We start from the raw sequence: 25150 nt of genomic DNA on the forward strand, positions 1-25150 counted from the left end.
GCAACGGGTGGGCACAAGGCGTCCTCCACCCCACCAGGTCACCCCTCCAAGCCCCAGCGCCGCAGGAAGGCTTCACGCCACGTACGGCTGAGGACCACCGTCGTGCCGTTCTTCAGCACGAGGATGCCATCGCCGTGCGTCCAGGGCTCCAGCCGGGCCACGGCCTCCAGGTTGATGATGTCGCCCCGGTGGATGCGCACGAAGCGCTCCGGGTCCAGGCGCTCCTCCAGGGCGCGGAGGCTCTGGCGGACCAGGTGCTCGCCGCCGGCCGTGTGGACGCGCACGTACTTGTCCTCGGAGGACAGGCGCCACACCTCCTCCAGGCGCAGCGGCACCCAGGCCTCGCCGGACTTCACCACCAGCCGCTCCAGCGCGCGTCGGGGGGCCGCGATGGCCACCTCGCGCAGCAGCGCCTGGAGTCGCTCGGCTTCGCCCCTACCGCCGAGGAGCTGGGCGTGGGCCTTGTCCAGGGCGCGGGTGAAGCGCTCGCCGTCGTAGGGCTTGAGCAGGTAGTCCACCGCGTGGGCCTCGAAGGCCCGGAGCGCGAAGTGGTCATAGGCCGTGGAGAAGATGACGGCGGGGCCCGGCTCGGCGCCGAGTGCATCGAGCACCTCGAAGCCCGTCAGCCCCGGCATCTGCACGTCGAGCACGACGAGGTCCGGCCGGAGCGCCTCGATGCGCTCCAGCGCCTGCGTTCCATCCTCCGCCACGCCCACCAGCGTGAAGCGCGCCTCGTGCTCGAGCAGGCGCTTCGCCTTCGCGCGGGCGGGCGCCTCGTCATCCACCACGAGCAGTCGGAAGGTCGTCATGGCGTGAGGCTCCGTCCCTTCGTCCGGGCGCGGCTCGCGGCATCCGTCGGCACGCCGCGCGACGACTCCCTCGCCTCGCGGGAACATGCGCCTCGTCGACCACCCATGCGGGTCCTCATGGCATGCCGCTCCGGGGCAGCGTGAGCGCCACGCGTGCGCCGCCCTCGGGCCCGCGTCCGCGCTCCAGTCGGGCCCGTCCACCGTGCAGCAGCGCCAGCGCCTGCTCCAGGTGGGAGAGCCCCACGCCCGGCCCCGAGGCAGGTGAGCTCTCGCCGAAGCCTCGCCCGGTGTCCTCCACCTCCAGTCGCAAGTCACCACCGCTCTCGCGAGCGCGGATTCGCACCTCCAGCGGCTCGCGGCGGTCCTGGTTGTGCTTCACCGCGTTCTCCACCAGCGTCTGCAGGGCGAAGCAGGGCACCCGCGCCGAATCGAGGGCCGGCGCCACGCTCCAGCTCACCCTCAAGCGGTCCCCGAAGCGCGCGGACAGCAGCGCGATGAAGCGCTGCGCATGGGCCCGCTCCTCCGCCAGCGTCCACGTGGGCTCGGCCCGCTCCAGGCTCGCGCGCAGCAGCTGCCCCAAATCACTCAGCAGCCGGTCCGTGCGCGCCAGGTCCTCGTACATGACGGAGCTGATGGTGTGCAGCGAGTTGAAGAGGAAGTGCGGATGGAGCTGGCCGGTGAGGGACTGGAGCTGGGCGGAACGCAGCTCGCCTTCCAGCTCCGCCGCGCGCAGGGCCCGAGCCTGTCGCTCACGCCACGAGGCCAGCAGGATGACGAAGGCCGCCGTCAGCCCGTAGACGAGCACGTCCTTCACCATCTCCATCGGCAGCCGGAAGCCCAGCGGTCCGTAGTCGTACCGCCCCCAGCCGAGCAACACGTAGAGCGGATGGCGCGAGCCCATCATGAAGAGGATGTGCGCCGTCGTGTAGAGCGCGAAGCACACCGTGTGCAGCCCCACGAAGCGGACCCAGCCCGATGCGCGGGGCGACGGCGCATTGAGCGCCGCGAACAGGATGACGGGCGCCGCGAGCCACCCGGAGAGCGCTCCGGTGAGCTCCCACAAGTAGGCCCGTGACGCGGGCAGGGAGGTGAGCCCGTTGGCCAGCTGGTCCAGCCGCACCGCGGTGCCATACGACAGGCCGATGAGCAGGCTGAGGCCCAGCGTCACGAGCACCGGACGGACACGGAGGTGTGGCCAGCGCCATGCGGGCTTCACGAGGGTGGGGGCGTCCATGAGGTCCTCGTCACGCAGTATGCCCCGGAGCCGCCGCGCCCGGTGCGTGCACCCGGCGTGACGCACGGGCCTTCAGCCCGAAGAGCGGCCTCAGCCAGGGCAGGCGAGCGACTCCCTCGCTCAAGCCCCAGGAGAGCACGAAGGACACCACGAGGACGCAGCCGAACAGCGCCCACGGCCCCACCGGCAACCTCAAGAGCGCGAAGCCCACCACGACGATGACCGTCTGGTGGACGATGTAGAACGGGTAGGAGAGTTCCCGCGCGTGCCGCAGCCACGGGCGCGAGGTGGTGATGGAGCGCCGCGCCCAGCCCAGCGCCGTGAGGATGAACAGCCACTGCGAGGCCACCCGGCCCAGCGTCTCCGGAACGCGCGGGTACTCGTTCGGAGGCACCATCACCGCGAAGAGCACGGCCGACAGCCCCAGCAGCGCCCACCTGCGCTCCACCAGCGCGTCCCACAGGCGCGGCGTCCGCCCCATCAGGTGGCCCACCAGGAACAACAGTCCGTAGTGGCCGAAGGTCAATGGGTCATCGAACAGGCCGTGCGTCACCGGATGCCCGTGCAGCAGCACGTCGTTGAGCGCCAGTGGCACCACCAGCCACAGCACGTTCAGGCCCCGGCACAGCCACGCCTCCAGCCGCTCCACCCACGCGCGGGCGCGCGTGCTGCCCAGCCACGCGAACAGCGGCAGCGCCAGCATGCAGTAGACGAAGAGGTAGACGACGAACCACAGGTGATGCCAGCTCAGGCTGCCGCCTCGAGGGTAGGGCACGAGCTGGAACACGGAGGGGTAGAAGTCCGCGTAGCTCCCCTGGAACTGCCCCTGGAGCACGCGCTCCACGTAGATCTGCGGCGGGACGACGACGAGCATCCCGAAGAGCACCGGCACCAGCAGCCGACGCACCCGGTCCGCCGCGAAGACCCCCGTCGAGCGACGCCGCAGCGCCAGCGCCGTGCCGATGCCCGAGATGACCATCAACAGCGGCATGCGCACCAGGTGGAGCACCTCCATCGTCGGCTCCAACACCGGCAGCGCGACGGGCGACTTCACGTGCCAGTCCCACGTGTTGAACATCATCCCCGTGTGGAACAGGTGCAGCACGAGGATGGCCACGACGCGCAGCCAGTCCAGGTCCGGGTGATGGGCTTCGGAAGACGTCGTCGGTGCGGGCGTGCTCATGGGCGAGCCTCCTGTCCCCACCGGGATACGCACCCCGCGCTGGCCCCTCCACGCGTCTGTCGTGGGACGGACCGGCGACGGCGCCAGCCGGACAGGGCAGGGGGCCGGAAATGAAAAGGCCGCCCGGGTTGCCCCGGACGGCCTCTTCGATGCGACGAGGGTGAAGGCGACGCGCCGTTACTCGGCGGCGACCTCGACCTTGATCTTCGCCGTCACCTCGCGGTGCAGGCGCAGCTCCACCTCGTAGTTGCCGAGCGTCTTGATGGGCTCGGGCAGGTGGATGGCGCGGCGGTCCACCGTCTGGCCCTGGGCCGCGACGGCCTCCGCGATGTCCAGCGCCGTGACGGAGCCGAACAGCTTGTCCTGCTCGCCCACCTTGCGCTTGATGGTGACCTTGATGGAGCCGACCTTCTTCGCCTGCTCCTCCGCGGCGCCCTTCAGCTTGGCGTTGCGGGCGGTGATGACCGCCTTCTCGTGCTCGAGCTGACGGAGGTTCTGCTCGCTGGCCAGAACCGCCTTCTTGCGCGGCAGGAGGTAGTTGCGGCCGAAGCCGTCCTTCACGGTGACGAGCTCCCCGGACTTGCCGAGGTTCTCGATGTCCTCACGCAGAATGACCTTCATGTTCAGTCTCCTGTGCGGACCGGCGCTCAGCCGACCACCGCGTTGTAGGGGAGCAGCGCGATGCCACGGGCGCGCTTGATGGCCGTCGCCACCTCGCGCTGGTGCTTCGCGCAGTTGCCGGAGATGCGGCGGGGGATGATCTTGCCGCGCTCGGTGACGAAGTACTTCAGCGTCGCCTGGTCCTTGAAGTCCACCGAAGCGTCCTTCTCCGCGCAGAAGCGGCAGACCTTCTTGCGACCGAAGCCACGGCCACCGCCGCGCTTCTCGTCGTCACCACCCATGCCGCCGCCGCGATCACCGCGGTCGCCACCACGGTCCCCGCGGTCGCCACCACGGTCACCCCGCGGCCCACCGCCGCCGAAGCCGCCACTGCGGCCGCCCGACGACGCGCCCGTCTTGCTGTCCGTACCGTTGCTCATGAAATTTCTCGTTTCCTGGATAGGGCCCTAGAGAATGTCCCGGGTGGCGCTCAGGCCTCCTCGGACGACTCCTCCTCCGACTCGCCAACGGCCTCCTCGCCGCCATCGCCGCGGAAACCACCCTCGCGGTCGGCGGGAGCCCCAGGACGCGTCTCCTCCACGTCGCCAGCCAGCTTCAGGTCCTCGAGGACCGGGCGCGTGTCGGGGTCCACCTCATCCGCCTTCTTCACGGAGATGTAGCGGGTGACCTCATCCAGGTTCTTCAGGTTGCGCTCGATCTCCGCCACCAGCTTCGAGCCGCCCAGGTAGCTGGCGTGCACGTAGATGGCGCGGGGCTGCTTGGCCACGGGGAACAGGGTCTTCTTCTTGCCCCACACCGTGAAGCGGAGGACCTTGCCACCCTCGCGGTCGACGATGCCACGGACGCGCTCCTTGAGCTTGTCCACGTTGTCGTCCGTCAGGTCCGGCTTGACCAGGAAGATGGTCTCGTACTCACGAAGCCGCTTGGCGGCCTGCGTCTCTGCCATGTTTTCTCTCCCCTTGGGGTCGAGTGCCCCTCGGACCATCCGAGGAGCGGGGAAACGGCGAGCGGCCTGGAGGGCCACCACCGGGGACGGGAAACCGCGCGCCCGTCACCTTCGCGCTACGTCCCGTGCAGAACACGGGAAGCTGGAAAAGAACATCCCGCCAGAGCAGCCTCCAGCGAGCGAACGGGCCTTCTAGGAGGCGTCCCAGGGCAAGTCAAGCACCCGGAAAGCCCGCCCGGCCGCTTCCCGGGTGGATCAGGCCTTCCGGTTGAACCGGTTCATGGCCACCGACAGCCCCTCCCGCACCCAGCACTCCGTCATGTCCAGCGCCCGGGGGATGAGGTCCTCCAGCTGGCGGCGCTCCCCGTCGTCGAAATTGGACAGGACGTAGCCGGCCACCCGCTCGCGGGCGTTGGGGCCCTCCGGCTTGTCGATGCCGAAGCGCAGCCGGATGAAGGCCTCCGAGCCCAGGCTCGAGACGATGCTCTTGAGCCCGTTGTGGCCCCCCGAGCCGCCGCCCGCCTTGAGCTGCAGCCGCCCCATGGGCAGGTCCAGCTCGTCGTGGATGACGAGCACGTCCTCGGGCGGGACTTTGTAGAACCGCGCCGCCTCGGCCACCGAGCGGCCCGACAGGTTCATGAACGTCTGGGGCTCCACGAAGAGCACGCGCTCGCCCGCGAGCGTCCCCTGGCCCACCTTGGCGGCGAACTTCTCCTGGTTCAGCTCGGCGCGGGCGCGCGACAGCATCGCCTCCACCACCATGAACCCGATGTTGTGCCGGTGCCGCTCGTACTCGCGCCCCGGGTTGCCCAGCCCGCAGATGAGCTTCATGGGAACTCCAAAAAGAAACGGGGCCCGCCTCCGACGAGGCCGGCCCCGTGTCCAGGGTACACCGGAAGAGGACTACTTCTTCGCGGGAGCCTTGGCCGCCGCCGCGGGGGCCGCCTTGTCGCCGGCCTTCGCCGCCGCCGGAGCCGCCGCGGGGGCCGCAGCCGCCGCCGGAGCCGCCTCGGCGGACTCGGGCGCGCTCAGCACCGCCACGGTGTAGTTGACGTTCGTCTTGATGGAGACGCCCGCCGGCAGCTTGATGTCGTTGACGTGCAGCGCCTCGGCGATCTTCATCGCCGTCACGTCCACCTCGATGCGCTCCGGGATGGCGTTCGGCAGCGCCCAGACCTCGAGCTCGCGGCGGGCCTGGGTGAGCAGACCACCGTCCGCCACGCCCTGCGCCTTGCCCGTCAGCACGAGCGGCACGTTCACCTTCACCTGCTCGTTCTCACGCACGCCGATGAAGTCCACGTGCAGGATCTCACGCGTGACGGGGTCCATCTGGTAGTCCTTCAGGAGGACCTGCTGGTCGCCACCGGCCAGCTTCAGCTGGATGAGCGTGTTGAACTTGTGCGGCGTGTTGATGGCCGCCTTCACGCTCTTGGGGTCCACGGCGATGTGCACCGGCTTCTCCAGGTGCTTGCCGTACACCACGGCGGGGACCAGACCCTGGCCGCGCAGACGGCGGGCAAAGCCCTTGCCGGAACCTTCACGCGCCTTCGCCTCGAGGGTGCTCTTGTCGGTGGACATGGAAATACCTTTGTTGGGGGATGCAACGACGGTTGCCAACAACCCCCGGCGCCCTCGGCATCCCGCCCCAGTGGCGGGCCCCGAAGACGGCGCCCATGGAAAGAGGCCGTTGGAGGAGGCCGGACATGCCAGCCCCCCGACATGGAGTCAAGTCGCCCGACGGCCGGGCGACGGTCTCCTCAGACGAACAGCGAGCTGAGCGAGTCGGCCCGGTGGATGCGGGCGATGGCTTCCCCGAAGAGGCGCTCGGTGGTGAGCACGCGGATCTTCGAGCAGGCCAGGGCCGCGGGCGACAGCGGCACCGTGTCCGTGAACACCACCTCCTCCAGCACCGAGTCCTGGATGCGCTGGATGGCGGGGCCGGAGAGGATGGGGTGCACCGCGTAGGCGACCACGCGGCGGGCGCCCTTGGCCTTGAGCGCCGCGGCCGCCTGGGTGAGCGTGCCGGCGGTGTCCACCATGTCGTCCACCAGCACCGCGTCCTTGCCCGTGACGTCGCCGATGAGGTTCATCACCTCGGAGGCGTTGGGGCGCGGGCGGCGCTTGTCGATGATGGCCAGGCCCGTGTTCAGCCGCTTGGAGTAGGCGCGCGCGCGCTCGACGCCGCCGGCGTCCGGCGACACGATGACGAGCTCCTGCGACTCCGGGAAGCGCTTGCGCAGGTCCTCCAGGAACACCGGCGAGCCGTACAGGTGGTCCGAGGGGATGTTGAAGAAGCCCTGGATCTGCCCGGCGTGCATGTCCATGGACACCACGCGCTCGGCGCCCGCGACCTCCAGCAGGTCCGCGATGAGCTTGGCGGTGATCGGCGTGCGCGGCGCCACCTTGCGGTCCTGGCGTGCGTACCCGTAGTACGGAATCACCGCCGTGATGGAGCCCGCGCTCGCCCGCTTCAGGGCGTCGCACATGATGAGCATCTCCATCAGGTGGTCGTTGGCCGGCGGGCACGTGGACTGGAAGATGAAGACGTCGTGACCGCGGACGTTCTCTCCAATCTCGACGTGGATCTCACCGTCGGAGAAGCGACCCACCTCGGCCTTGCCGAGCGGACGCTTGAGGTACTCGCAGATTCGGTGAGCCAGGCCGGGATTCGAGCTCCCGGCGAAGATCTTGAAGTCGCGCGGCTGCATGATGGAGCCGCTGACTAACCTGGACACGCGCCGATGTGAAGGCCGTTAGTCGAGATCCGCTGGCATCGGACCGAGCATCCCGGCTTGCGCCTGATGGAGGTGCCGCTCGTACTCCATGAGGATGACGCGCTCCATCTGACTGCGCGTATCCGCGTTGAGCGGGTGGGCTATATCCTTGTACGTCCCATCTTTCCGCTTCTTCGCCGGCATCGCGATGAACAGCCCCGAGGAGCCGTGGATGACCTTCAAGTCGCGAATGACGAAGCAGTGATCCAGGGTGATGGTGACGTACGCCTTGAGCTTGTCCTCTTCGACCGGAAACACCCGGACGTCGGTGATGTTCATGGTCCCCCCCCGAACCCGAAAGGTCGGAGCTGGCGGGAAGCCTGGGACATCCCGGGTGCAAAATGCAAGTGTATGGTGATGGCTTCGTGTTGCGATTGTTCCACTCGCTCACAGTCCGACAGGCGCGAGCGGGACTACCCGAGGGCTCCCGGCCAGTGCAGGACCAGGTGGGTCAGAAAAGCCAGATGGTAGACCACGATGATGCCGTACACGACGGCGCCCGCCCGGATGGCGACGCGGCTGGCCCTCAGCCGGCGGTGCAGGCACAAGAGCCACAGGCCCGCGTTCACGATGAGCAGCTTGGAGAACATGAAGAACATCGGTGACTGCTCGTAGGCCAGGCGCATGAGCGGGTTGAGCTCCTCCGCCACGCCCAGTTGCAGGAACAGCAGCGTGAACAGCCCGTCCATCAGGTTGAGCATCAGCAGCGCCACCGACGCCGGTGACGCATAGAAGGAAGCCCGACCACCCTGGATTGCGCCCTGAACCTGCTCCACCGTCGTCGTCGCCACGCCCCACCTCCCCGCCCACGCCTGCGTCCGGACCACTCCCTTTCAAGCGGCTTGCCAGCGCTCGAAGGCGGCGTGGAGGGGCAGGCGGGCGGACGGGCGGGGAGGACGTGGCGGGCCGTGTCACGGCACGCGGATGGCGGTTGACTCCAGCGGGGGGGTGACAGACTATCCGCGCCCCTCCGCCCCCAGGCCAGGCGAGCTAACTTGCACCAATTCCCCAAAGATATCGGGTGGATAGAGGTCATCTGCGGTTCGATGTTCTCCGGTAAGACGGAGGAGTTGATCCGCCGCGTCCAGCGTGCCGTGTACGGCAAGCAGAAGGTGCAGGTGTTCAAGCCCCGCATCGACAACCGGTACGACGAGACGTCGGTCGTCAGCCACTCCAAGCTCCGGGTGACGTCCACGCCGGTGGAGCGGGCTGAAGAGATTTTTTACCGGTTGGCGCCCGACACGCAGGTGGTGGGCATCGACGAGGTGCAGTTCTTCGGCACCGAAGTGGTCGCGGTGGTGGAGGCGCTCGCCAACAAGGGCCTGCGGGTCATCTGCGCGGGGCTGGACCAGGACTACCAGGGGCGCCCGTTCGAGCCGATGCCGCAGTTGATGGCCGTCGCGGAGTACGTGACGAAGGAGCTGGCCATCTGCGTGGTGTGTGGGAATCCGGCCAATCGCTCCCAACGCATCGTGTCCAGTGGTGAGCGGGTGGTGGTGGGCGCCGCGGGCGCGTACGAGCCGCGCTGCCGCAAGTGTCACGTGCCGGAGCCCTCCGAGGGCACGCCGCCGCAGACGCTGGAGTTGTTCGACTAACAGCAGCGTGGGCGCCCGGAGGGGCGCGGGCGCGAGAGGAACCGACCGGATGCGCGACACCCTGTACGCGAACGTGCCCTTCAAGCTGAACGAGATGACCCACCACTATGGACCCAACGTCCACCTGGTGGGCAATCCGTTCCTGCTCTCCCAGCTGGCCACCCTGTGCGCCAAGGGCGTCATCCAGCCGCAGATCAACCGGCTGGTGGAGACGCTCTACATCGACCTGGTGAAGACGGTGGTGAACGCGGAGTTCCCCCGGAAGATGGTGAGCCTGCCCACCCGGATGATCGACTCCACGCCGCAGGGGCTCTACCAGGGCGAGGTCATCGACCCCCAAGTGCGGGTGGTGACGGTGAACATCGCGCGGGCGGGCACGCTGCCGTCGCAGGTGACGTACGACCTGCTCAACGCGACGGTGGACCCGTCGGTGGTGCGTCAGGACCACATCATCATGAGCCGGATGATCGACGCGGCCGAGGCCGTGGTGGGCTCGCAGATCGGCGGCGCGAAGATTGGCGGGGACGTGGATGACGCGTTCGTGCTCTTCCCGGACCCGATGGGCGCCACGGGCGGCAGCCTGTCCACGGCCATCACGCTTTACAAAGACAAGGTGCCCGGCACACCCCGGCGCATCATCACCCTGAACCTCATCGTCACGCCGGAGTACCTCAGGCGCATGACGACGGACCACCCGGACGTCATCATCTACGCGCTCCGGCTGGACCGGGGGCTGTCCCCGCCGGAGGTGTTCGGCACGGCGCCGGGCGCGCTCTGGGAGAAGGAGCGGGGCCTGGATGACAGGCAGTACATCGTCCCCGGAGGCGGCGGCTTCGGGGAGATCATGAACAACGCCTACGTGTAGCGCGGAGGAGACCTTGGCGTTCTACGAGCAGGAAGTCGGCGTCCTGATTCCCGAGGACAAGCTGCAGGCGCGCGTGAAGGAGCTGGGTGCCGAAATCACCCGGGACTACGCGGGCAAGGAGCTCACCCTCGTCTGTGTGTTGAAGGGCTCCACGTTCTTCGCCATGGACCTGGCGCGCGCGGTGGATCTCCCGCTCACGCTGGAGTTCCTGGGCGTGTCCAGCTACCAGGGCGGAACGGAGACGACGGGCGAGGTGCGCATCACCACCGACGTCAGCAAGCCGATGGCGGGCAAGCACCTGCTCATCATCGAGGACATCATCGACACGGGGCTCACCATGAGCTTCCTGTTGGAGAACCTCCGCGCGCGGCACCCGGCGTCGCTGAAGCTGTGCTCGCTGCTGGAGAAGCCGTCGCGGGCGCGCACGAAGATCGACATCGACTACAAGGGCTTCGTCATCGACGACCTCTTCGTCGTCGGCTACGGCCTGGACTTCGCGGAGAAGCTGCGAAACGTGCCGTTCATCGGCGTGATGAAGGGCAAGTAGGCCCAGGCGGGACCCGGCCGTGTGGGAGGAGGCCCGTCCTCCCGCCGGCTCGAGGGTGGCGGCGCCTCGGGCGCTCCGCGTGACAACTGGTCTCCGAGCATGGAGCGGGGTGGCGCTTTGTCACCGGAGCGTGCGTGCACAGCGTCCCGGTTGGGACTGCTGGCGCCGCGAGGCGCCGGGCGCGAGTGTCCGTGTCCGGCAGGAGCGCGGCGAGAGAGGATTCGCATGCGTTCGCCGACGGACAGAAGGACCCCGGCTGCGGTGTCAGCCGGGGTGAATGAGGGGATGCGGAAGTACCTGGCCGAGTTCATCGGGACGTTCGTCCTGGTGCTCGGCGGCGTGGGAGCGGCCGTGCTGGCGGGGGACCGCATCGGTTTCCTGGGCGTGTCGTTCGCCTTCGGGCTGTCCTTGCTGGCCATGGTGTATGCGATTGGCCCCATCTCCGGCTGCCACGTGAATCCGGCGGTGACGGTGGGGCTGACGCTGGCGGGCAAGTTCGAGACCAAGCACATCCTGGGCTATGTGGTGGCGCAGTGCCTGGGCGCGGTGCTGGCGGCGGGCGTGGTGCTGCTCATCGCCAAGGGCGTGCCCGGGGGCTACCAGGCGTCGGTGGCGGGGCTGGGCTCCAACGGGTACGGCATCGCGTCCCCGGAAGGGTATGGCGCGGGGGCGGCGTTCCTGGCGGAGGTGGCGCTGACGTTCCTGCTGGTGCTGACGGTGCTGGGGGCGACGGACGCGCGGGCGCCGGTGGGCTTCGCGGGGCTGGCGATTGGACTGGTGCTGACGCTCATCCACCTGGTGGGAATCCCCGTGACGAACACCTCCGTGAACCCCGCGCGCAGCCTGGGGCCCGCGGTGTTCGCGGGCGGGCAGGCGCTCAGCCAGCTGTGGATGTTCATCATCGCACCGCTGTTGGGCGGTGGGCTCGCGGCGGCGGTGTACCGCTCCGTGTTCGCGCCGGCCGCGGAGATTTCGGCGCGCACGGCGGAGCGCTCGCTGGACGCCGAGCGGGCGGAGCGCATCGCGCAGGACCGGAGCCGCACGCGCTCGCCGGTGTGAGCCCGGAGTCGCGGTGCGCGTCAGCGAGTCGCTGAGTCAAGGGCCCGTCGCCGGGAGGTTCACGGTGGCGGGCCTTGCTCGTGGGGGGAGGGGCTCGCGCTCCAGGCGCCCTCAGCGGAGGAGCGCGGCGCCCAGCAGGTAGACGACGTAGCAGGCCCAGGGCAGCGCGAAGGCCATCATCAGCAGGTTGAGGCTCGCGGCCCAGACGGGCACGCGCTCGCGCTGGTTGCGCCACGGGAGCATGACGAGAGAGCCGCCCGCGAGCACGGGCAGCGGCAGCAGGTTGGCGGCGGCCACCTTGGCGCTGAGCAGACCCCAGGCGCGCAGGAGCTCTCCGTCGCGCAGCACGGCGACGAAGCGCTCGATTCGCTCCGGGAGGAGCGAGACCTGGAAGGGCAGGGCGAAGCCGGTGACGAAGTGGCGCAGGCCCTCACCAGGGCCCAGGCAGGCCATGGCGACTCCGACGAGCACGGCCCACGGCAGCACGATGGTGGCCGCGTGCCGCGCGACGGGCAGCTGGCGCAGGCGGTTGTCGGCCGGCGCCTTCGAGGACGCCGCGTCCTGCGTCGGGTCCTCGAAGCTCACCGCGCTGCCGAAGGGGACCAGGGGCCGCAGCGCCCACTGGATGCCACCGAGTGACAGGGTGAAGAGTCGCGGGCCGACGCCCAGCTTCACCAGCGTGGGCCGGACGCCGAATGAGCTGGCCACGGCCGCCTGACTCAGCGCCCACAGCGCGTTGACGGTGAAGAAGAGCATCCAGAGCCAGAAGAGCAGGGCGGCGCGGTCCATGGTGTGCCCCCTGTCTATCACGTGACACCCGGGGGATTCACCGCGGGCGCGCTCCGCCGATGGACACCCGCCCGTGCTTCGTCGACGTGCCGCCGATGTCTCGGATTGCGTCCGGAGGTGATGCGTGGCGGCCATGCTGGTGCAGGGGCTGGCGCGCGCTCGGGGTCTCCTCAGGGGCGGCAGCAGGCGCTTGCTGAGGTAGGCATGGAGGTCGGAGTCGAATGACTCGGTGATGACGCCCTGTCCCGGCAGCTCGATGCGAGTCTGGTTGTCCCAGGCGTCGTGGTCATAACTATAGGACTACCAGGTGTCGCCGCTCGTCCAGCGCGCGTGGGTCTTCAAGTCCCACGGGGGCGCGTCATGGGTCATCCGCTCCCAGCTTTGGGCGATGGCCAAGCGCGGCTCGAGGCCCTGTGTGCCTGAAGGCACCGTCAGCTCGATGGAACAGGCGGCGCAGCCGCCGGGGTCGATGAGCTTTCCAGTGCTGACGGCCATGGTCACCTCTTCGCGGAGCAGGGCTTCGCCGACGACAGCGACGTGTCGGGACACGGTGTCGTGCGCCATCCGCTGGATGGTGATGGATGTCTTCTGTTTGAGCTGTCTCTTGTGGGGGGATTGAGGGTTCAGCGCAAGTCGAGCCGAAGTGGCCTTTCGGGACCGCCGTACGTGATGGGGGTCTTCTGTCTCTCGACCACGTCGTGCCCGCGGGGGCGTGGCATCGCGACGTCAAAGACAACCGCCCGGGTGGGGTCTGTTTCGACGTGCCCGGAGGTCTCGGGTCGTTTCGGGATGCGAGGCGCCAGGAGGTGCGCCGTCAGCCTCTACCGAGACGACTTCCCACGAAGAACGACGGGCCCGGTCGTGCTCGGGCCCGTCGTCGAGACGACTCAGAACGTCGCGTCGAGCACGACGTCGCCCGCGGCGCCCACGCCCACGGCGACCTGGTAGGCGGACACGCGGCGCTCGAAGAAGTTGGTGAGCTCCTGCACGTCCTGCAGGTCCATGAAGGACAGCGGGTTCTTCGTCTTGAACACCGGGGAGAGGCCCAGCATCTGCAGCCGCTGGTCCGCCGTGTACTCCAGGTAGCCCCGCATCTCCTGCACGGACAGGCCCGCGACGCCGCCGCTCAGCAGGTCCTGCGCGAACTGCGTCTCGCACTCCACCGCCTCGCGAATCATCGCCTCCACGTCGCGCTCCATCTTCGCGTCGAAGAGGTCCGGCTCCTCCTTGCGGGCCACCTGGATGCACTCGAAGGCGAACGCCATGTGCGCGCTCTCGTCGCGGAACACCCAGTTCGTCCCCGCCGCGAGCCCGTTGAGCAGGCCCTTGCTGCGCAGGAAGTACACGTACGCGAAGGCCGCGAAGAAGAAGAGCCCCTCGATGCAGCCCGCGAAGCAGATGAGGTTCAAGAGGAACCGCCGCCGGTCCTCCTTCGTCTTCAGCGCGTCCACGTCGTGGATGCTGTCCATCCACTTCATGCAGAACTGCGCCTTGCGCTGGATGGAGGGGATGTTGTCGATGGCCGCGAACGCCTTGGCGCGCTCACCCGGGTCCGGCACGTACGTGTCCAAGAGCGTCAGGTAGAACTGGACGTGCAGCGCCTCCTCGTAGAGCTGACGCGACAGGTACATCCGCGCCTCGGGCGCGTTGAGGTGCTTGTACAGGTTCAGCACCAGGTTGTTGCCGACGATGCTGTCGCCCGTCGCGAAGAAGGCCACCAGCCGGTGGATGAGGTGTCGCTCCGCGTCCGTCATCTTCGAGCGGAGGTCCACCAGGTCCGTGGAGAAATCCACCTCCTCCACGGTCCAGGTGTTCTTGATGGCATTCCGGTACATCTCGAAGAAAACCGGATACGCCATGGGACGCAGCGTCAGGTTCAGGCCGGGTTCGAGCAGCATGGGCGCGATCCATACCATGCAGGCTGCTGCGTGGATCCTCCGCGACCACCGATTCCCGCGGCGGTCGCACGCCTGACAACTCTTGCTTACGTGCGCCTTCATGCGGGTTCCGCACCGTGCGTGACACACCCGCACAAAACAAAACGAGCACGCGTGAGAACGCGTGCTCGCCAGGACGAAAAGTCTGTGAATCAGGACCTCTTTACTGGCACGCCTCGCAGGCCTCGGGGTTCTCCAGCGAGCACGCCACGGCCTCCGCGTCCGTCACCTTGGCGGCCTTGGCCTCGGGGGCGGGCGTGACGGGCGCCGTCGCGGTGGCGCCGTTGCCGGCGATGGTCGCCTTGGCGATGCGCGTGGCCGGACGCGAGCGCAGGTAGTACGTCGTCTTCAGCCCCTTCTGCCACGCGTAGAAGTACATCGAGGAGAGCTTGCCGATGTTCGGCGTCTCCACGAAGAGGTTGAGCGACTGGCTCTGGTCGATGAAGGCGCCGCGGTCGGCCGCCATGTCGATGAGCGAGCGCATGGGCAGCTCCCACGCCGTGCGGTAGACGGCGCGCAGGTTCTCCGGCAGCTCCGTCAGGTCCTGCACGCTGCCCTCGGCCAGCTTGATGCGGTTGCGCACCGACTCGTTCCACAGCCCCAGCGCCTGGAGGTCGCGCACCAGGTAGCGGTTCACCTGCAGGAAGTCACCGGAGAGCGTCTCGCGCTTGAACAGGTTGGACACCTGCGGCTCGATGCACTCGTAGCAGCCCGCGATGGACGCAATCGTCGCCGTGGGCGCAATGGCAATCATCAGCGAGTTGCGCAGGCCGTGCTTCAGGACGCGCGCCCGCAGGGCCTCCCACCGCGCCGGGTCCTCCGGCGTCACGCCCCAGCTCTCGAACTGGAACTCCCCCTTCGCCGCCCGCGTCTCCGGGAAGGACGGGTGCGCGCCGAACTGCTCGGCCAGCTCGCACGAGGTGGTCAGCGCCGCGAAGTAGATCTCCTCGGAGATCTTCCTCGACAGGGCCCGCGCCTCGGGGGCGTCGAACGGCAGCTTCAGCTGGAAGAAGACGTCCTGCAGGCCCATCAGCCCCAGGCCCACCGGGCGCCAGCGGCGGTTGGAGTCCGCCGCCGTGGGGATGGGGTAGTAGTTCAGGTCGATGACCCGGTCCAACTGCTTGAGCGCGAGCTGGGCGTTGGCGCGCAGCCGCTCGAAGTCGAACTTCCCGTCCACCACCATGCGGCCCAGGTTCAGCGAGCCCAGGTTGCACACCGCCGTCTCACCCTGGCTCGTCACCTCCAGGATTTCGGTGCACAGGTTGGACAGGTGGATGACGTTCTCCGGACGGCCCGTCTGGTTGCTCTTGCGGTTGCAGATGTCCTTGAAGGTCATCCAGCCGTTGCCCGTCTGGGCGAGCGTCTTCATCATCCGCGCGTACAGGTCCCGCGCCTTCACCTTGCGCATCGCCAGGCCCGCGCCTTCCGCCTCCACGTAGGCCTTCTCGAACTCCGCGCCGTACAGGTCCGTCAGGTGCGGGACCACCTTCGGGTCGAAGAGGCTCCACTCACCCTCCGTCTCCACCCGCTTCATGAACAGGTCCGGCACCCAGTTGGACAGGTTCAGGTTGTGGGTGCGGCGGGCGTCGTCGCCGGTGTTGTCGCGCAGCTCGAGGAAGTCCTCGATGTCCGCGTGCCACGTCTCCAGGTACACGCAGCACGCGCCCTTGCGCTTGCCGCCCTGGTTCACCGCGGCCACGGACGCGTCCAGCGTCTTGAGCCAGGGGACGATGCCGTTGGAGTGACCGTTGGTGGAGCGGATGAGCGAGCCGCGCGCGCGCACGCGGTGGTAGCCCACGCCGATGCCGCCGGAGAACTTGGACAGCATCGCGATGTCCGAGTACTTCCGGTAGATGGCGTCCAGGTCGTCCGCCGGCGAGTCCAACAGGAAGCAGCTGGAGAGCTGCTCGTGGCGCGTGCCGGAGTTGAACAGGGTGGGGGAGCTGGGCAGGTACTCCAGCGAGCTGAACAGCCGGTACAGCTCGATGGCCTCGCGCGCGTTGTCGCCGCTGAGCGCGCACGCCACGCGCAGGAAGAACTCCTGCGGCGTCTCCAGCACCTCGCGCGTCTGCGGGTTCTTCAGGAGGTAGCGGTCGTAGACGGTGCGCAGGCCGAAGTACTCGAACAGGTCATTGCGCGACGGGTCGATGGCCGCGTTGAGCTTGCGCGCGTTGGCCTGGACGAACTGCAGCAGGCGGTCCGCGATGAGGCCGTGCTTGTGGCCCGCCGCCACCGACTGGCTGAAGGAGTGGATGTCCTGGTTGCTGACCTCCTTCTGGATGAAGGTGGCGAGCAGCCGCGCGGACAGGCGCGCGTACTCGGGCTCCTCGACGATGAGCGCGGCGGCGGTCTGGATGGACAGGCTGTCCAGCTCGCGCGTGGTGGCGCCGTCATAGAGGCCGGAGATGGTCTTCGTGGCCACGCGCATCACGTCCACGCGCGACAGCCCCACGCAGCTCTTGCCCACCGCGCGGACAATCTTGTTCAGGTCCACCGACTCGGCGGTGCCGTTGCGCTTGCGCACGCGCATGGTGGTGGGGGCGAACTCGCTCTGCGTGGGCTCGGGGGCCGCGACGGGTGCCGCACTCGCGCTCGGTCCGGATTGGCCGGGGGTGGCGGGAGGGACAGGCATGGGCGCGGAGGCGGGCTTCACGGGCGTCTCGAAGTTCACGAGCGGCTCACTCCAAAATGGCGATGGCGTGGCCACAGGGACAAGCGGGGAGCTTGCCCTGGGAGGGGTTTCCCGGGCCACGAAAACAACTGCACGGATGTGTAGGGAACAAGGCCCGCTCTACCGCAGCGGACCTACGGTCTCAAGGCGACCGGAGGGCACAGGCGACATACGGGGTAGATTGCTGTGTGTAAAGAAACCACAACCCCTCCCTGAGCCCTTTGGGACGCCACCGGAATGGTGGGGCGTCGTCGACCGGGCACAAGGTATGGGGGGCACCCGTTGGTGTCAACGCGAGATCTAGTGCTTGGGTAGGTCCGTCCCTTGCAATCTATGATCGATCTCCAACGGTCTCCGTCACGTTCTCCTCACAACACTGAGTCCCAGGTCCGGAGACGCTCCGTACGAAGCGCCCCGAATCGGACCTGGGAGGACGGATGTTGCGCGCCCCTCTCAGGGAGTCGTCCCCGAGTCCACGCCCGAATCGACCGGCGGCGTGGGCGAGGCCCCCTCGGGAGCCCCCTCCGGCGAGGTCGGTGTGGGTGCGGGTGGGGGTGACTGGACGGGCTGGGCGGGAGGCGCCGCCTGGGGGACCTCCTGGGGCCCGCTGAGGGTGTGGACGGCGCGGCGGAGGGCCTCCTCGAGCTCCCGGGCGGGCGGGGTGACGACGGTGAGCATCTGGTGGGCGCTGCGCGCGTGGCGCGTCTGGCTCTCGGCGGCGAGCTTGAGCTGGACCAGGGCGTCGCTGACCAGCTTGCGCGCGTCCTCGAGCTTCTGGCGGGCCTGGAAGAAGGCCACCTCGGTCATGAGCTTCTGGAGGGTGAGGCGCTGCTCCTCGGTGACGCCGGAGAGCTTCTCGGCCCGGCGCAGGTAGTACAGGCCCTGCTCCACCTTGGCGGGCTCCTCGGAGTTGATGCGCGGGCGGGCCAGGGACTCCAGGAGGGGGAAGAGGGCCCGGTCCAGCTCGTCACGCTCGGTGTACTTGTTCATCGTCAGCGCCATCACGTCCTGTCCTTCCAGGGGGATGGGGGCGTAGGCGTCCGCGAGCCGGGGGTCGCCGGGGCGGTAGGGGACGGCGCCCATGGGGGCCATGCGGCCCTTCATCACGACGAGCTGCCCGTCCACGGGGGCCAGGGTGAAGGTGCGCGCGTTGAGCTGGGACAGGAGGAAGACGACCACGCCTCCGAGTCCAATAATCAGGAAAAACACGAGCAACCGCGTGAAGGTCCGCCGTGCGCGATAGCCAAAGCCCTGCTGTGCCGCTCCGTTCATGTCGCCTGCTCTCCTGACGTCCGGGCGCCGGGGCCACCGTGTGGCCTGGCGCTTTCCTTGGGGCGCGGAGGCCCACGGCTATACTCCTACCCCCGAACACACCCATGCATCACACATTCCGTCGCATGGGGCCCAGTGAACTGCTGCCCCGCTACATCTTCGCCGAGAGCCTCTTCGCGCGCCGCCGGGTGCTGGAGGTCGACGCGGTGGCCTCCACCGGAGGCGAGAGCGCGCGTTTCCTGCTGGAGCGTGGCGCGCGCGCGGTGGTGGCGTGCGACGCGGACGTGAAGGCGGTGTCGGCGGCGCAGAAGGCGCACGGTGGGCCCACGCTGCGCTACCGCGCCAACATCTACGACGACTTCGAGCAGGGCAGCTTCGACGTGGTGATGGTGGCGGACCTGGCCCCGTACGTCCGGGCCCCGGAGCTGCTCGCGGAGCTGGCGCGGCTGGTGGCGAAGCAGGGCTTCCTGGTGGGCGGCCTGCGCAACATCGCGGGCCTGGCGCTGCCGCAGCTGCTGGAGGCCGAGGAGGGCTCGCCGCCGCCGACGTACGGGCTGCTCCTGGATGCGCTCAACGTGCACTTCCCCCAGGTGGAGGTGGCCACGCAGTCGCCGGTGCTGGGGTACCAGCTGGCGTTCGAGAAGGGGGATGGGCTGCAGGTGGATGGCTCGCTGGTGCAGACCAGCGAGGCGGCGTACTTCGTGGTGGTGGCGGGGCTGGAGCCGGCGCGGGTGGTGGACCCCACGTGGGTGCAGCTGCCGCCGGAGCCTTTGGCCTTCACGCGGGGCAAGCTGGATGAGGTGGTCGCCCGCGCGAAGTCCTGGGAGGAGCGCAGCGGGCGGTTGAAGGAGTCGCTGACGCGGCTTCGCACCGAGCTGACGGCGCGCGAGGAGGAGGTCGCCTCGCTCAAGCCGGTGTTGGAGGAGGCGCGCGAGGAGGTGGCCCGGCTCACCGCGCAGCTGGAGCAGGCGCGGGGCACACCGGAGTCGCAGCGCGAGCGCGATGACCTGGCCGGGAAGCTGCGTCGGCGGGAGCTGGAGCTCCAGGTCGCGCACGAGCGGCTGGGGGACGCGGACCGTCGGCTGACGGCGCAGCGGTTGGAGGTGGAGGCGGCGCAGCGGGCGCAGGCGGAGGCCGGTGTCCAGCTGCTCGCGGGGCAGGAGACGCTCCGGCTGGAGCGCGCGCGGCGTGAGGAGCAGGCCGCGTCCCTGGAGGAGGCTCGGGAGCGGCTGACGGCGGCGTACACGCAGGTGCGTGAGCTGCAGGATGAGCTGACCACGCTGCGCATCGACCGGGAGAAGGACCGGTTGGTGGCGGAGCGCGCCGGGGAGCAGGTGGAGGACCGCCGCCGGGCCGCGGAGGCCGCGCGGGAGCGGGAGCTGCGCATCGCCGAGCAGTACTCGGCGGCCCTGGCGGCGGTGGAGCACCTGAAGATTGGGACGGCTCGGGCCGAGGAGGCCGCGCGCGAGGCGGCGGCGGCCCTGTCCTTGAAGGAAGCGGAGCTGGCGCGCGCGACGCGGGAGCTGACGGAGGCGTCGCTGCGGGCGGCGTCGGCCGAGGGCTCGCGGCGGGACGCGGAGGCCCGGCTGGAGGCGCTCCAGGCCGAGGGGCGCGGGCAGGAGACGGAGCTCGTCGCCGCGCAGGCGCGCGAGGCCCGACTGACGCGCGAGCTGGCGGCGCTCACCGAGCGCGAGGCCCTGGCCCGGGCGACGTCCCAGAAGCTGGAGGAGTCGCTTCACGAGGCCCGCGTGCGCATCTCCGGATTGGAGGAGGAGCGCGCCCGGGTCGAGGCGGGGCTTGCCGGGACGTTGGAGGCGGAGCGTGCCCAGCTCCAGGCGCGGCTGTCGGCGCTGGAGGGGGAGCTCCAGGCCGAGCGGGGCAGGGTGGAGGTGCTGGGGGAGGAGGCTCGCACCGAGGCCGCCATCCGCGCGGAGACCGAGGCTCGCAAGCGGGAGCTGGAGGACGAGCGTCAGGCGCTGGTGCGGCGGGTGGTGGAGCTGGAGGCGGAGGTCTCCTCGCTCAGTCGTTCCCGTCGTGAGGAGTCGGCGCGCGCGGAGGAACTGGAGGCGACGCTGCAGGCCGCGCAGGCGGACCTGGAGACGGCGCGGGAGGAGCGGGACTCCACGGCGGCGCTGGCCGCGCGGGTGGGCGGCGAGCTGGACCAGGAGCGCGAGGCTCGCGCCGCGGTCGAGGACGCGCTGCGGGTGTCTCGCGGCAAGCTGGAGAGCGCGACGCAGCGGCTCGTGGAGGCCGAGGCCACGCTGGCGCGGACCCGTGAGGCGCTGGACGCGGAGGTGGCGCGGCGGGCGACGCTGGAGGCTTCGCTGGCGGAGGTCCAGGCGACGCTCGAGGCCGAGCGGGAGGGACGGTTGAAGTCGGGCTCCGCGTTGGAGGTGCTGCGCGCGGAGCTGGAGACGGAGAAGGCGCGCCGGGAGTCTTCGGAAGCGGCGCTCGCGGAGGCCGAGGCGGGGCTGAGCGAGGCGCGACAGGCGCTCGTGCAGAGCCGCGAGGCGTTGGACGCGGAGGCGGAGCGGCGCGCGCGGTGGGAGGCTGCGCTCGGGGATGTGCAGGTCCAGCTCCAGGAGGAACTCCAGCGGAGGACCCGGGCCGAGGAGTCCCTGGCGGAGGTCCAGGGGCGACTCCAGGGCGAGGGCCAGCAGCGCACCCACGTCGAGGGCACGCTGGCGGAGGCCCAGGCTCGACTCCAGGAGGAGTCCGAGCGGCGCGGGCAGGTCGAGGCGATGCTCGCGGAGCTTCGCGTCGAGCTGTCGCGCGAGAGCGACGCGAAGGCGCGGGTCGAGGCGAGCCTCCAGGAGGAGCGGTCTCGGGTCGAGGCGGCGGAGACGCGTCTGCGCCTGGAGGGCGAGGACAAGGCCCGGGTCGCGGAGTTGCTCGCCGAGGCTCGGGACCGCGCTCAGAAGGAGGCGGAGGACCGGGCCCGTGTCGAGGCTTCGCTCGTCGAGGCGGAGGCTCGTGCTTCCGAGGTCGAGGCCGAGCTCACCGAGACGATGGCGCGCGTCCAGCGGGAGGTGGATGCGAAGGCTCGCATCGAGGCGTCGCTCGCGGAGGCGGAGGAGCGCGCTCGGAAGGGTGGCGAGGACAAGGCCCGGGTCGAGGAGTCGCTTGCCGACGTGGCCGCGCGGGTTCGGCGCGAGGCCGAGGACCGCGCTCGTACCGAGGCGGCGCTCGCCGAGGCGGAAGCTCGGGCTCTGAAGGAGGCCGGGGAGCGGGCTCGTGTCGAGGCTGCGCTCTCCGAGGTCGAGGCCCGTGCTCTGAAGGAGGCCGAGGCGCGGGCCCGTGTCGAGGTTGCGCTCTCCGAGGTCGAGGCTCGGGCTCTGAGGGAGGCCGAGGAGCGGGCCCGTGTCGAGGCTGCGCTCTCCGAGGTCGAGGCCCGCGCGCTGAATGAGGTCGAGGCGCGGGCCCGTGTCGAGGCGGCGCTCTCTGAGGTCGAGGCCCGTGCTCTGAAGTCGGCTGAGGACCGGGCTCGCGTCGAGGCGTCGCTTGCCGAGGTCGAGGCTCGAGCTCGGACGGAGGCTGAAGAGAAGGCTCTTGTTGATGCTCGGGCACTGAAGGAGGCCGAGGCGCGGGCTCGTGTCGAGGCGGCGCTCTCCGAGGTCGAGGCCCGCGCTCAGCGGGCGGCCGAAGAGCGGGCGCAGGCCGGGGCTGCGCTCGCCGAGGCGGAAGCTCGTGCTCAGAAGGAGGCGGAGGAGCGCGCTCGTGTCGAGGCGGCGCTCTCTGAGGTCGAGGCCCGTGCTCTGAAGTCGGCTGAGGACCGGGCTCGCGTCGAGGCGGCGCTCTCCGAGGTCGAGGCCCGCGCTCAGCGGGCGGCCGAAGAGCGGGCGCAGGCCGGGGCTGCGCTCGCCGAGGCGGAAGCTCGTGCTCAGAAGGAGGCAGAAGACAGAGCCCGCGTCGAAGCCACGCTCGCCGAAGTCGAGGCTCGTGCTCGAAAGGAGTCCGACGAGAAGGCTCGTGCCGAGGCGGAGCTCGAGGCGGCGCTGGCCCGCATCGCCGAAATCGAGGCGCTGAAGGCCCGCGCGGACGAGGCGCTGTCCGCGGCGCGGCTCCAACTCGAGTCGGAAGTCGAGCAGCGCACCCGGGAGTCTGCGTCGCTGGTGCAGGCTCGCGAGGCGTTGGAACAAAATGAACTCCAGTCCCAGGCCTCATTGGCGGAGGCTCGCCGGTTGCTCACGGCGGAGCGAGAGGCTCGCGAGGCGCTGGTCTCCGAGCTGTCCTCGGAGCGAGAGGCGCTGGCCGCCACCCGCGCGGAGCTGGAGATCGAACGTCAGGAGCGCAGTGACGGTGAGGCCGGGCTCGCGCGCGTCCACGAACGACTCGAGGCCGAGCAGCGCGCTCGCGCCGAAGTGGATGCGACGTTGGCTCGCACCCGGGACTCGCTGTCCGCCGAGGAGACGGCTCGCGCCGAGCTGGAGGCCTCGTTGGCCCAGGTCCGTGCGGCCCTCGCGACCGAGCAGGAAGGTGGACAGGCGACTCGCGCGGAGCTGACTCGTGAGCGTGAGGCCCTGGCGCAAGTCCGCGCGGAGCTGGCGGAGCTCACGAGCCGTGAGCAGTCGCTGCGCGAGTCGGTGGAGCGCCTGGAGACGGATCGCGCCCAGGTCGAAGCCTCGACCCTGGCGCAGCGCGAGGCCCTGGAGGCCCGGCTGTCCTCGCTCGAGACGTCCCTGGGCGAGTCCGAGGCCGCGAAGCGCGCCGTGGATGCCCAGCTCTCCGAGCGGGATTGGACGCTGCAAGAGCTGCAGACCCAGATGGCGCGTCTGCGGGAGCAGGTGCGCGAAGGCGAGGCCCAGGCCTCGAAGCTCGCCGAGGCCGCCACCGCGCGCGAGGCGGAGCTGGAGAAGACCGAGAACACCCTGGAGGCCACCCGTCAGGAGGTGCTGGACCTTCGCGGTGAGCTGACCCATCTGATGGCCGCGCGCCAGGAGGTGATGCGCCTGGGGATGGAGCTCCAGCGCGCCATGGCCGCGCTGCATGAGCGTGGGGCGCATCTCGCGCGTCTCGACGCGGAGTTGGTGGACGCGCGCGAGCGACTGGTGGCCCAGCGCGAGAACGCCGAGCTGCTCATGGTGCAGCTCGAGACGGCACGGCGCTTCGCGGGCAAGGCCACCGCGATGGAGAGCACGCTTGAGAGCGAGCGCGCCTCGCTGGAGGCGACCCGCGCCGAGCTGGCGAGAGTCACCGAAACGGCTCGGACGGAGCAGGCGCGCGCCGCGACGCTGGAGACCCGCCTGCGCGAGACCACCGAGGCGCTGGAGCAGGCGCGCGCGGACTGGGATGCCCGGCTCGCCGACCTCACCGCGCACCTGGAGACGCACCAGACGGCGCGGGACACCCTGGACGCGCGACTCGCGGACACCACCGCGCAGCTCGACACCGAGCGCGCGGAGCGCACCGCGCTGGATGCCCGGCTCTCCGAGACCACGACGCGGCTCGACGCCGAGCGAGCCGAGCGCACCGCGCTGGATGCCCGGCTCTCCGAGACCACTTCGCGGCTCGACGCCGAGCGAGCCGAGCGCACCGCGCTGGATGCGCGGCTCACCGAGACCACTTCGCGGCTCGATACCGAGCGGACGGAGCGGAACACCCTGGAGGCCCGACTCTTGGAGGTCGCGTCCCAGCTCGACACGGAGCGCGCGGAGCGCACCGCGCTGGATGTCCGCATCACGCAGACCTCCGAGCAGCTCGAGGCCCATCGCGCGGAGCTGGCCGAGCTGACCTCCCGCCTCACGGAGTCCGCGGCGCTGCTCGAGGCCGCGCGGATGGGGAGCGCCGAGCTGGAGTCCCACCTCCGTGACAGCACGTCGCAGCTCGACACCGAGCGCGCGGGCCGCGTCGTATTGGAGTCGCGGCTCGCCGAGCTGGAGTCCAGCACCGCCAGCCTGCGCGAGGAGCGCGATGCCCGGCTCGCGGAGAAGGCCGCCCTCGAGGCCCGCCTGACAGAGGCCACCACCGGCTTCGAGTCCCGCCGCGCCGAGCTCGAAGCACGTCTCTCCGAGCTGGAGTCCGCCGCCACCCAGAGCGCCGCCTCCCTCCAGTCCCTCCAGGAGCGCGCAGCCCGCGCCGAGGCCGAGCGCGAGCGCCTCCAGTCCGACCTGACCGTGGCCCGCGCCGCGCGCGTCCGCCTGGAAGGCCGCATCACCGCCATGGAGACCGCGTCCACCGACGCCGTCCGCATGCTCGACACCGAGCGCGCCGAGCGCACCCGCCTCTCCGAGTCCCTCGACGAGGCCCGCCGCCAGCTCCAGCAGAAGGACGGCTCCACGTCCGACCGTCTCGCCACCCTGCGCACGGAGCTGACGCGCCTCCAGGACCAGGCCCAGGCCCTCACCGCCGAGAAGCAGGAGCTCCTCAAGGACCGCTACGAGCGTGAGCGCCTGGAGTCGCTCGTGAAGGACCAGCAGGCGCGCCTGTCCTCCATCGAGGCCGAGCGCAACGAGCTGCTCGCTGCCACCGAGGCGCTCAAGGCCTCCTCCCAGCCCGAGGCCGTCCTGGAGATGGCCGCGGAGATGGAGCACCTCCAGTCCCTGGTGGACTCGCTCCAGACCCAGCTCGAGGCCCAGGAGACGGAGCTGGCCACCCTGCGCCGCCAGACGGCGCGGACCGGCGCCAACCCCGTCCAGGACATCTACGAGCGCGCCAACGCCGAGCTCAAGGCCGTCAAGAGCGAGCTGTCCCGGCGCACGGGCGTGGTGCACACGCCCCCGGGCGGCATCCCCGTCCGCACGCCCACCATCCCCCAGGTCAAGCCGCCACGCACCGCCGTGCCCGCGCTCGACATGCCCGACCCCTCGCCGCCGAAAAAGGCGGACGAGCGCGAGTGACGTTCCGCGACT

At 70.0% G+C, this 25150-nt stretch carries 21 protein-coding genes; 5 read left to right on the forward strand and 16 right to left on the reverse strand.

Annotation, left to right across the window (positions count from 1 at the left end; genetic code table 11):
- Positions 1-38: 38 nt before the first annotated feature.
- From VZQ01_RS32995 to VZQ01_RS33045, 11 genes are all read right to left on the reverse strand, one after another.
- Positions 39-809, reverse strand: a complete 771-nt coding sequence (locus VZQ01_RS32995) for a LytR/AlgR family response regulator transcription factor (RefSeq protein WP_426745631.1) — start codon at positions 807-809, stop codon at positions 39-41.
- A gap of 115 nt (positions 810-924) precedes the next feature.
- The gene (locus VZQ01_RS33000; protein WP_267700164.1) at positions 925-2043 is read right to left on the reverse strand and encodes a sensor histidine kinase; all 1119 of its coding nucleotides are present in this window, start codon (positions 2041-2043) and stop codon (positions 925-927) included.
- Between the two features lie 10 nt (positions 2044-2053).
- Positions 2054-3226, reverse strand: a complete 1173-nt coding sequence (locus VZQ01_RS33005) for an acyltransferase family protein (protein ID WP_426745632.1) — start codon at positions 3224-3226, stop codon at positions 2054-2056.
- Positions 3227-3403: 177 nt separating this feature from the next.
- Positions 3404-3847 (reverse strand): 50S ribosomal protein L9, encoded by a 444-nt coding sequence (gene rplI, locus VZQ01_RS33010; RefSeq protein WP_046715138.1) that lies wholly within the window; start codon positions 3845-3847, stop codon positions 3404-3406.
- Positions 3848-3873: 26 nt separating this feature from the next.
- Positions 3874-4266 (reverse strand): 30S ribosomal protein S18, encoded by a 393-nt coding sequence (gene rpsR, locus VZQ01_RS33015; protein ID WP_046715137.1) that lies wholly within the window; start codon positions 4264-4266, stop codon positions 3874-3876.
- Between the two features lie 50 nt (positions 4267-4316).
- Positions 4317-4793 (reverse strand): 30S ribosomal protein S6, encoded by a 477-nt coding sequence (rpsF, locus tag VZQ01_RS33020; protein WP_046715136.1) that lies wholly within the window; start codon positions 4791-4793, stop codon positions 4317-4319.
- A gap of 255 nt (positions 4794-5048) precedes the next feature.
- A complete protein-coding gene (gene pth / locus VZQ01_RS33025) occupies positions 5049-5624 on the reverse strand; it encodes an aminoacyl-tRNA hydrolase (protein ID WP_267700166.1) in 576 nt (191 codons plus the stop codon).
- Positions 5625-5696: 72 nt separating this feature from the next.
- On the reverse strand, positions 5697-6371 hold the full coding sequence (locus tag VZQ01_RS33030; RefSeq protein WP_426745633.1) for a 50S ribosomal protein L25/general stress protein Ctc: 675 nt from the start codon (positions 6369-6371) through the stop codon (positions 5697-5699).
- 179 nt (positions 6372-6550) lie between these two features.
- The gene (locus VZQ01_RS33035) at positions 6551-7501 is read right to left on the reverse strand and encodes a ribose-phosphate pyrophosphokinase (protein ID WP_046715133.1); all 951 of its coding nucleotides are present in this window, start codon (positions 7499-7501) and stop codon (positions 6551-6553) included.
- A gap of 45 nt (positions 7502-7546) precedes the next feature.
- A complete protein-coding gene (gene spoVG / locus VZQ01_RS33040) occupies positions 7547-7846 on the reverse strand; it encodes a septation regulator SpoVG (RefSeq protein WP_046715132.1) in 300 nt (99 codons plus the stop codon).
- 134 nt (positions 7847-7980) lie between these two features.
- Positions 7981-8358 carry a DUF5658 family protein gene (locus VZQ01_RS33045; protein WP_174816712.1) on the reverse strand — a complete coding sequence of 126 codons (378 nt, stop codon included), beginning with the start codon at positions 8356-8358 and terminating at the stop codon, positions 7981-7983.
- 204 nt (positions 8359-8562) lie between these two features.
- On the opposite strand from VZQ01_RS33045, the gene VZQ01_RS33050 reads away from it, so the two are divergent.
- The 4 genes from VZQ01_RS33050 to aqpZ all read left to right on the forward strand — a co-directional run bounded on the left by VZQ01_RS33050 (position 8563) and on the right by aqpZ (position 11633).
- Positions 8563-9162: a thymidine kinase gene (locus tag VZQ01_RS33050; RefSeq protein ID WP_046715130.1), complete on the forward strand. Its 600-nt coding sequence runs from the start codon at positions 8563-8565 to the stop codon at positions 9160-9162.
- Between the two features lie 49 nt (positions 9163-9211).
- A complete protein-coding gene (locus tag VZQ01_RS33055) occupies positions 9212-10027 on the forward strand; it encodes a uracil phosphoribosyltransferase (RefSeq protein ID WP_223745559.1) in 816 nt (271 codons plus the stop codon).
- 13 nt (positions 10028-10040) lie between these two features.
- Positions 10041-10574 carry a hypoxanthine phosphoribosyltransferase gene (gene hpt / locus VZQ01_RS33060; protein WP_223745560.1) on the forward strand — a complete coding sequence of 178 codons (534 nt, stop codon included), beginning with the start codon at positions 10041-10043 and terminating at the stop codon, positions 10572-10574.
- A 225-nt stretch (positions 10575-10799) separates the two neighbouring features.
- Entirely contained in the window at positions 10800-11633 is an 834-nt protein-coding gene (gene aqpZ, locus VZQ01_RS33065; protein ID WP_370640301.1) for an aquaporin Z, read from the forward strand.
- Positions 11634-11744: 111 nt separating this feature from the next.
- Here the strand turns inward: aqpZ and VZQ01_RS33070 are convergent, their stop codons facing one another.
- The 5 genes from VZQ01_RS33070 to VZQ01_RS33090 form a co-directional block, all read right to left on the reverse strand.
- Positions 11745-12422, reverse strand: a complete 678-nt coding sequence (locus tag VZQ01_RS33070; protein WP_267700169.1) for a site-2 protease family protein — start codon at positions 12420-12422, stop codon at positions 11745-11747.
- 300 nt (positions 12423-12722) lie between these two features.
- Entirely contained in the window at positions 12723-12917 is a 195-nt protein-coding gene (locus VZQ01_RS33075) for a hypothetical protein (protein ID WP_426745634.1), read from the reverse strand.
- Positions 12918-13309: 392 nt separating this feature from the next.
- Positions 13310-14320 carry a ribonucleotide-diphosphate reductase subunit beta gene (locus VZQ01_RS33080; RefSeq protein ID WP_223745564.1) on the reverse strand — a complete coding sequence of 337 codons (1011 nt, stop codon included), beginning with the start codon at positions 14318-14320 and terminating at the stop codon, positions 13310-13312.
- A 202-nt stretch (positions 14321-14522) separates the two neighbouring features.
- Entirely contained in the window at positions 14523-17030 is a 2508-nt protein-coding gene (locus VZQ01_RS33085) for a ribonucleoside-diphosphate reductase subunit alpha (RefSeq protein ID WP_426745635.1), read from the reverse strand.
- Between the two features lie 453 nt (positions 17031-17483).
- Positions 17484-18209, reverse strand: a complete 726-nt coding sequence (locus VZQ01_RS33090; protein WP_426745636.1) for an IF-2 protein — start codon at positions 18207-18209, stop codon at positions 17484-17486.
- A gap of 197 nt (positions 18210-18406) precedes the next feature.
- Here VZQ01_RS33090 and VZQ01_RS33095 point away from each other — a divergent pair, with 197 nt between their 5' ends.
- A complete protein-coding gene (locus VZQ01_RS33095; RefSeq protein WP_426745637.1) occupies positions 18407-25138 on the forward strand; it encodes a methyltransferase domain-containing protein in 6732 nt (2243 codons plus the stop codon).
- Positions 25139-25150: the final 12 nt, after the last annotated feature.

The sequence above is a fragment of the Myxococcus faecalis genome, assembly GCF_050039385.1.
GTDB lineage: Bacteria > Myxococcota > Myxococcia > Myxococcales > Myxococcaceae > Myxococcus > Myxococcus fulvus.

Coding starts and splice junctions, on each gene's coding strand:
- pth (WP_267700166.1), bottom strand. CDS start 5,624: ATGAAGCTCATCTGCGGGCTGGGCAACCCGGGGCGCGAGTACGAGCGG.
- VZQ01_RS33030 (WP_426745633.1), bottom strand. CDS start 6,371: ATGTCCACCGACAAGAGCACCCTCGAGGCGAAGGCGCGTGAAGGTTCC.
- VZQ01_RS33000 (WP_267700164.1), bottom strand. CDS start 2,043: ATGGACGCCCCCACCCTCGTGAAGCCCGCATGGCGCTGGCCACACCTC.
- VZQ01_RS32995 (WP_426745631.1), bottom strand. CDS start 809: ATGACGACCTTCCGACTGCTCGTGGTGGATGACGAGGCGCCCGCCCGC.
- VZQ01_RS33095 (WP_426745637.1), top strand. CDS start 18,407: ATGCATCACACATTCCGTCGCATGGGGCCCAGTGAACTGCTGCCCCGC.
- rpsF (WP_046715136.1), bottom strand. CDS start 4,793: ATGGCAGAGACGCAGGCCGCCAAGCGGCTTCGTGAGTACGAGACCATC.
- VZQ01_RS33075 (WP_426745634.1), bottom strand. CDS start 12,917: ATGGCCGTCAGCACTGGAAAGCTCATCGACCCCGGCGGCTGCGCCGCC.
- VZQ01_RS33035 (WP_046715133.1), bottom strand. CDS start 7,501: ATGCAGCCGCGCGACTTCAAGATCTTCGCCGGGAGCTCGAATCCCGGC.
- VZQ01_RS33070 (WP_267700169.1), bottom strand. CDS start 12,422: ATGGACCGCGCCGCCCTGCTCTTCTGGCTCTGGATGCTCTTCTTCACC.
- VZQ01_RS33080 (WP_223745564.1), bottom strand. CDS start 14,320: ATGCTGCTCGAACCCGGCCTGAACCTGACGCTGCGTCCCATGGCGTAT.
- spoVG (WP_046715132.1), bottom strand. CDS start 7,846: ATGAACATCACCGACGTCCGGGTGTTTCCGGTCGAAGAGGACAAGCTC.
- rpsR (WP_046715137.1), bottom strand. CDS start 4,266: ATGAGCAACGGTACGGACAGCAAGACGGGCGCGTCGTCGGGCGGCCGC.
- VZQ01_RS33005 (WP_426745632.1), bottom strand. CDS start 3,226: ATGAGCACGCCCGCACCGACGACGTCTTCCGAAGCCCATCACCCGGAC.
- rplI (WP_046715138.1), bottom strand. CDS start 3,847: ATGAAGGTCATTCTGCGTGAGGACATCGAGAACCTCGGCAAGTCCGGG.
- VZQ01_RS33055 (WP_223745559.1), top strand. CDS start 9,212: ATGCGCGACACCCTGTACGCGAACGTGCCCTTCAAGCTGAACGAGATG.
- aqpZ (WP_370640301.1), top strand. CDS start 10,800: ATGCGTTCGCCGACGGACAGAAGGACCCCGGCTGCGGTGTCAGCCGGG.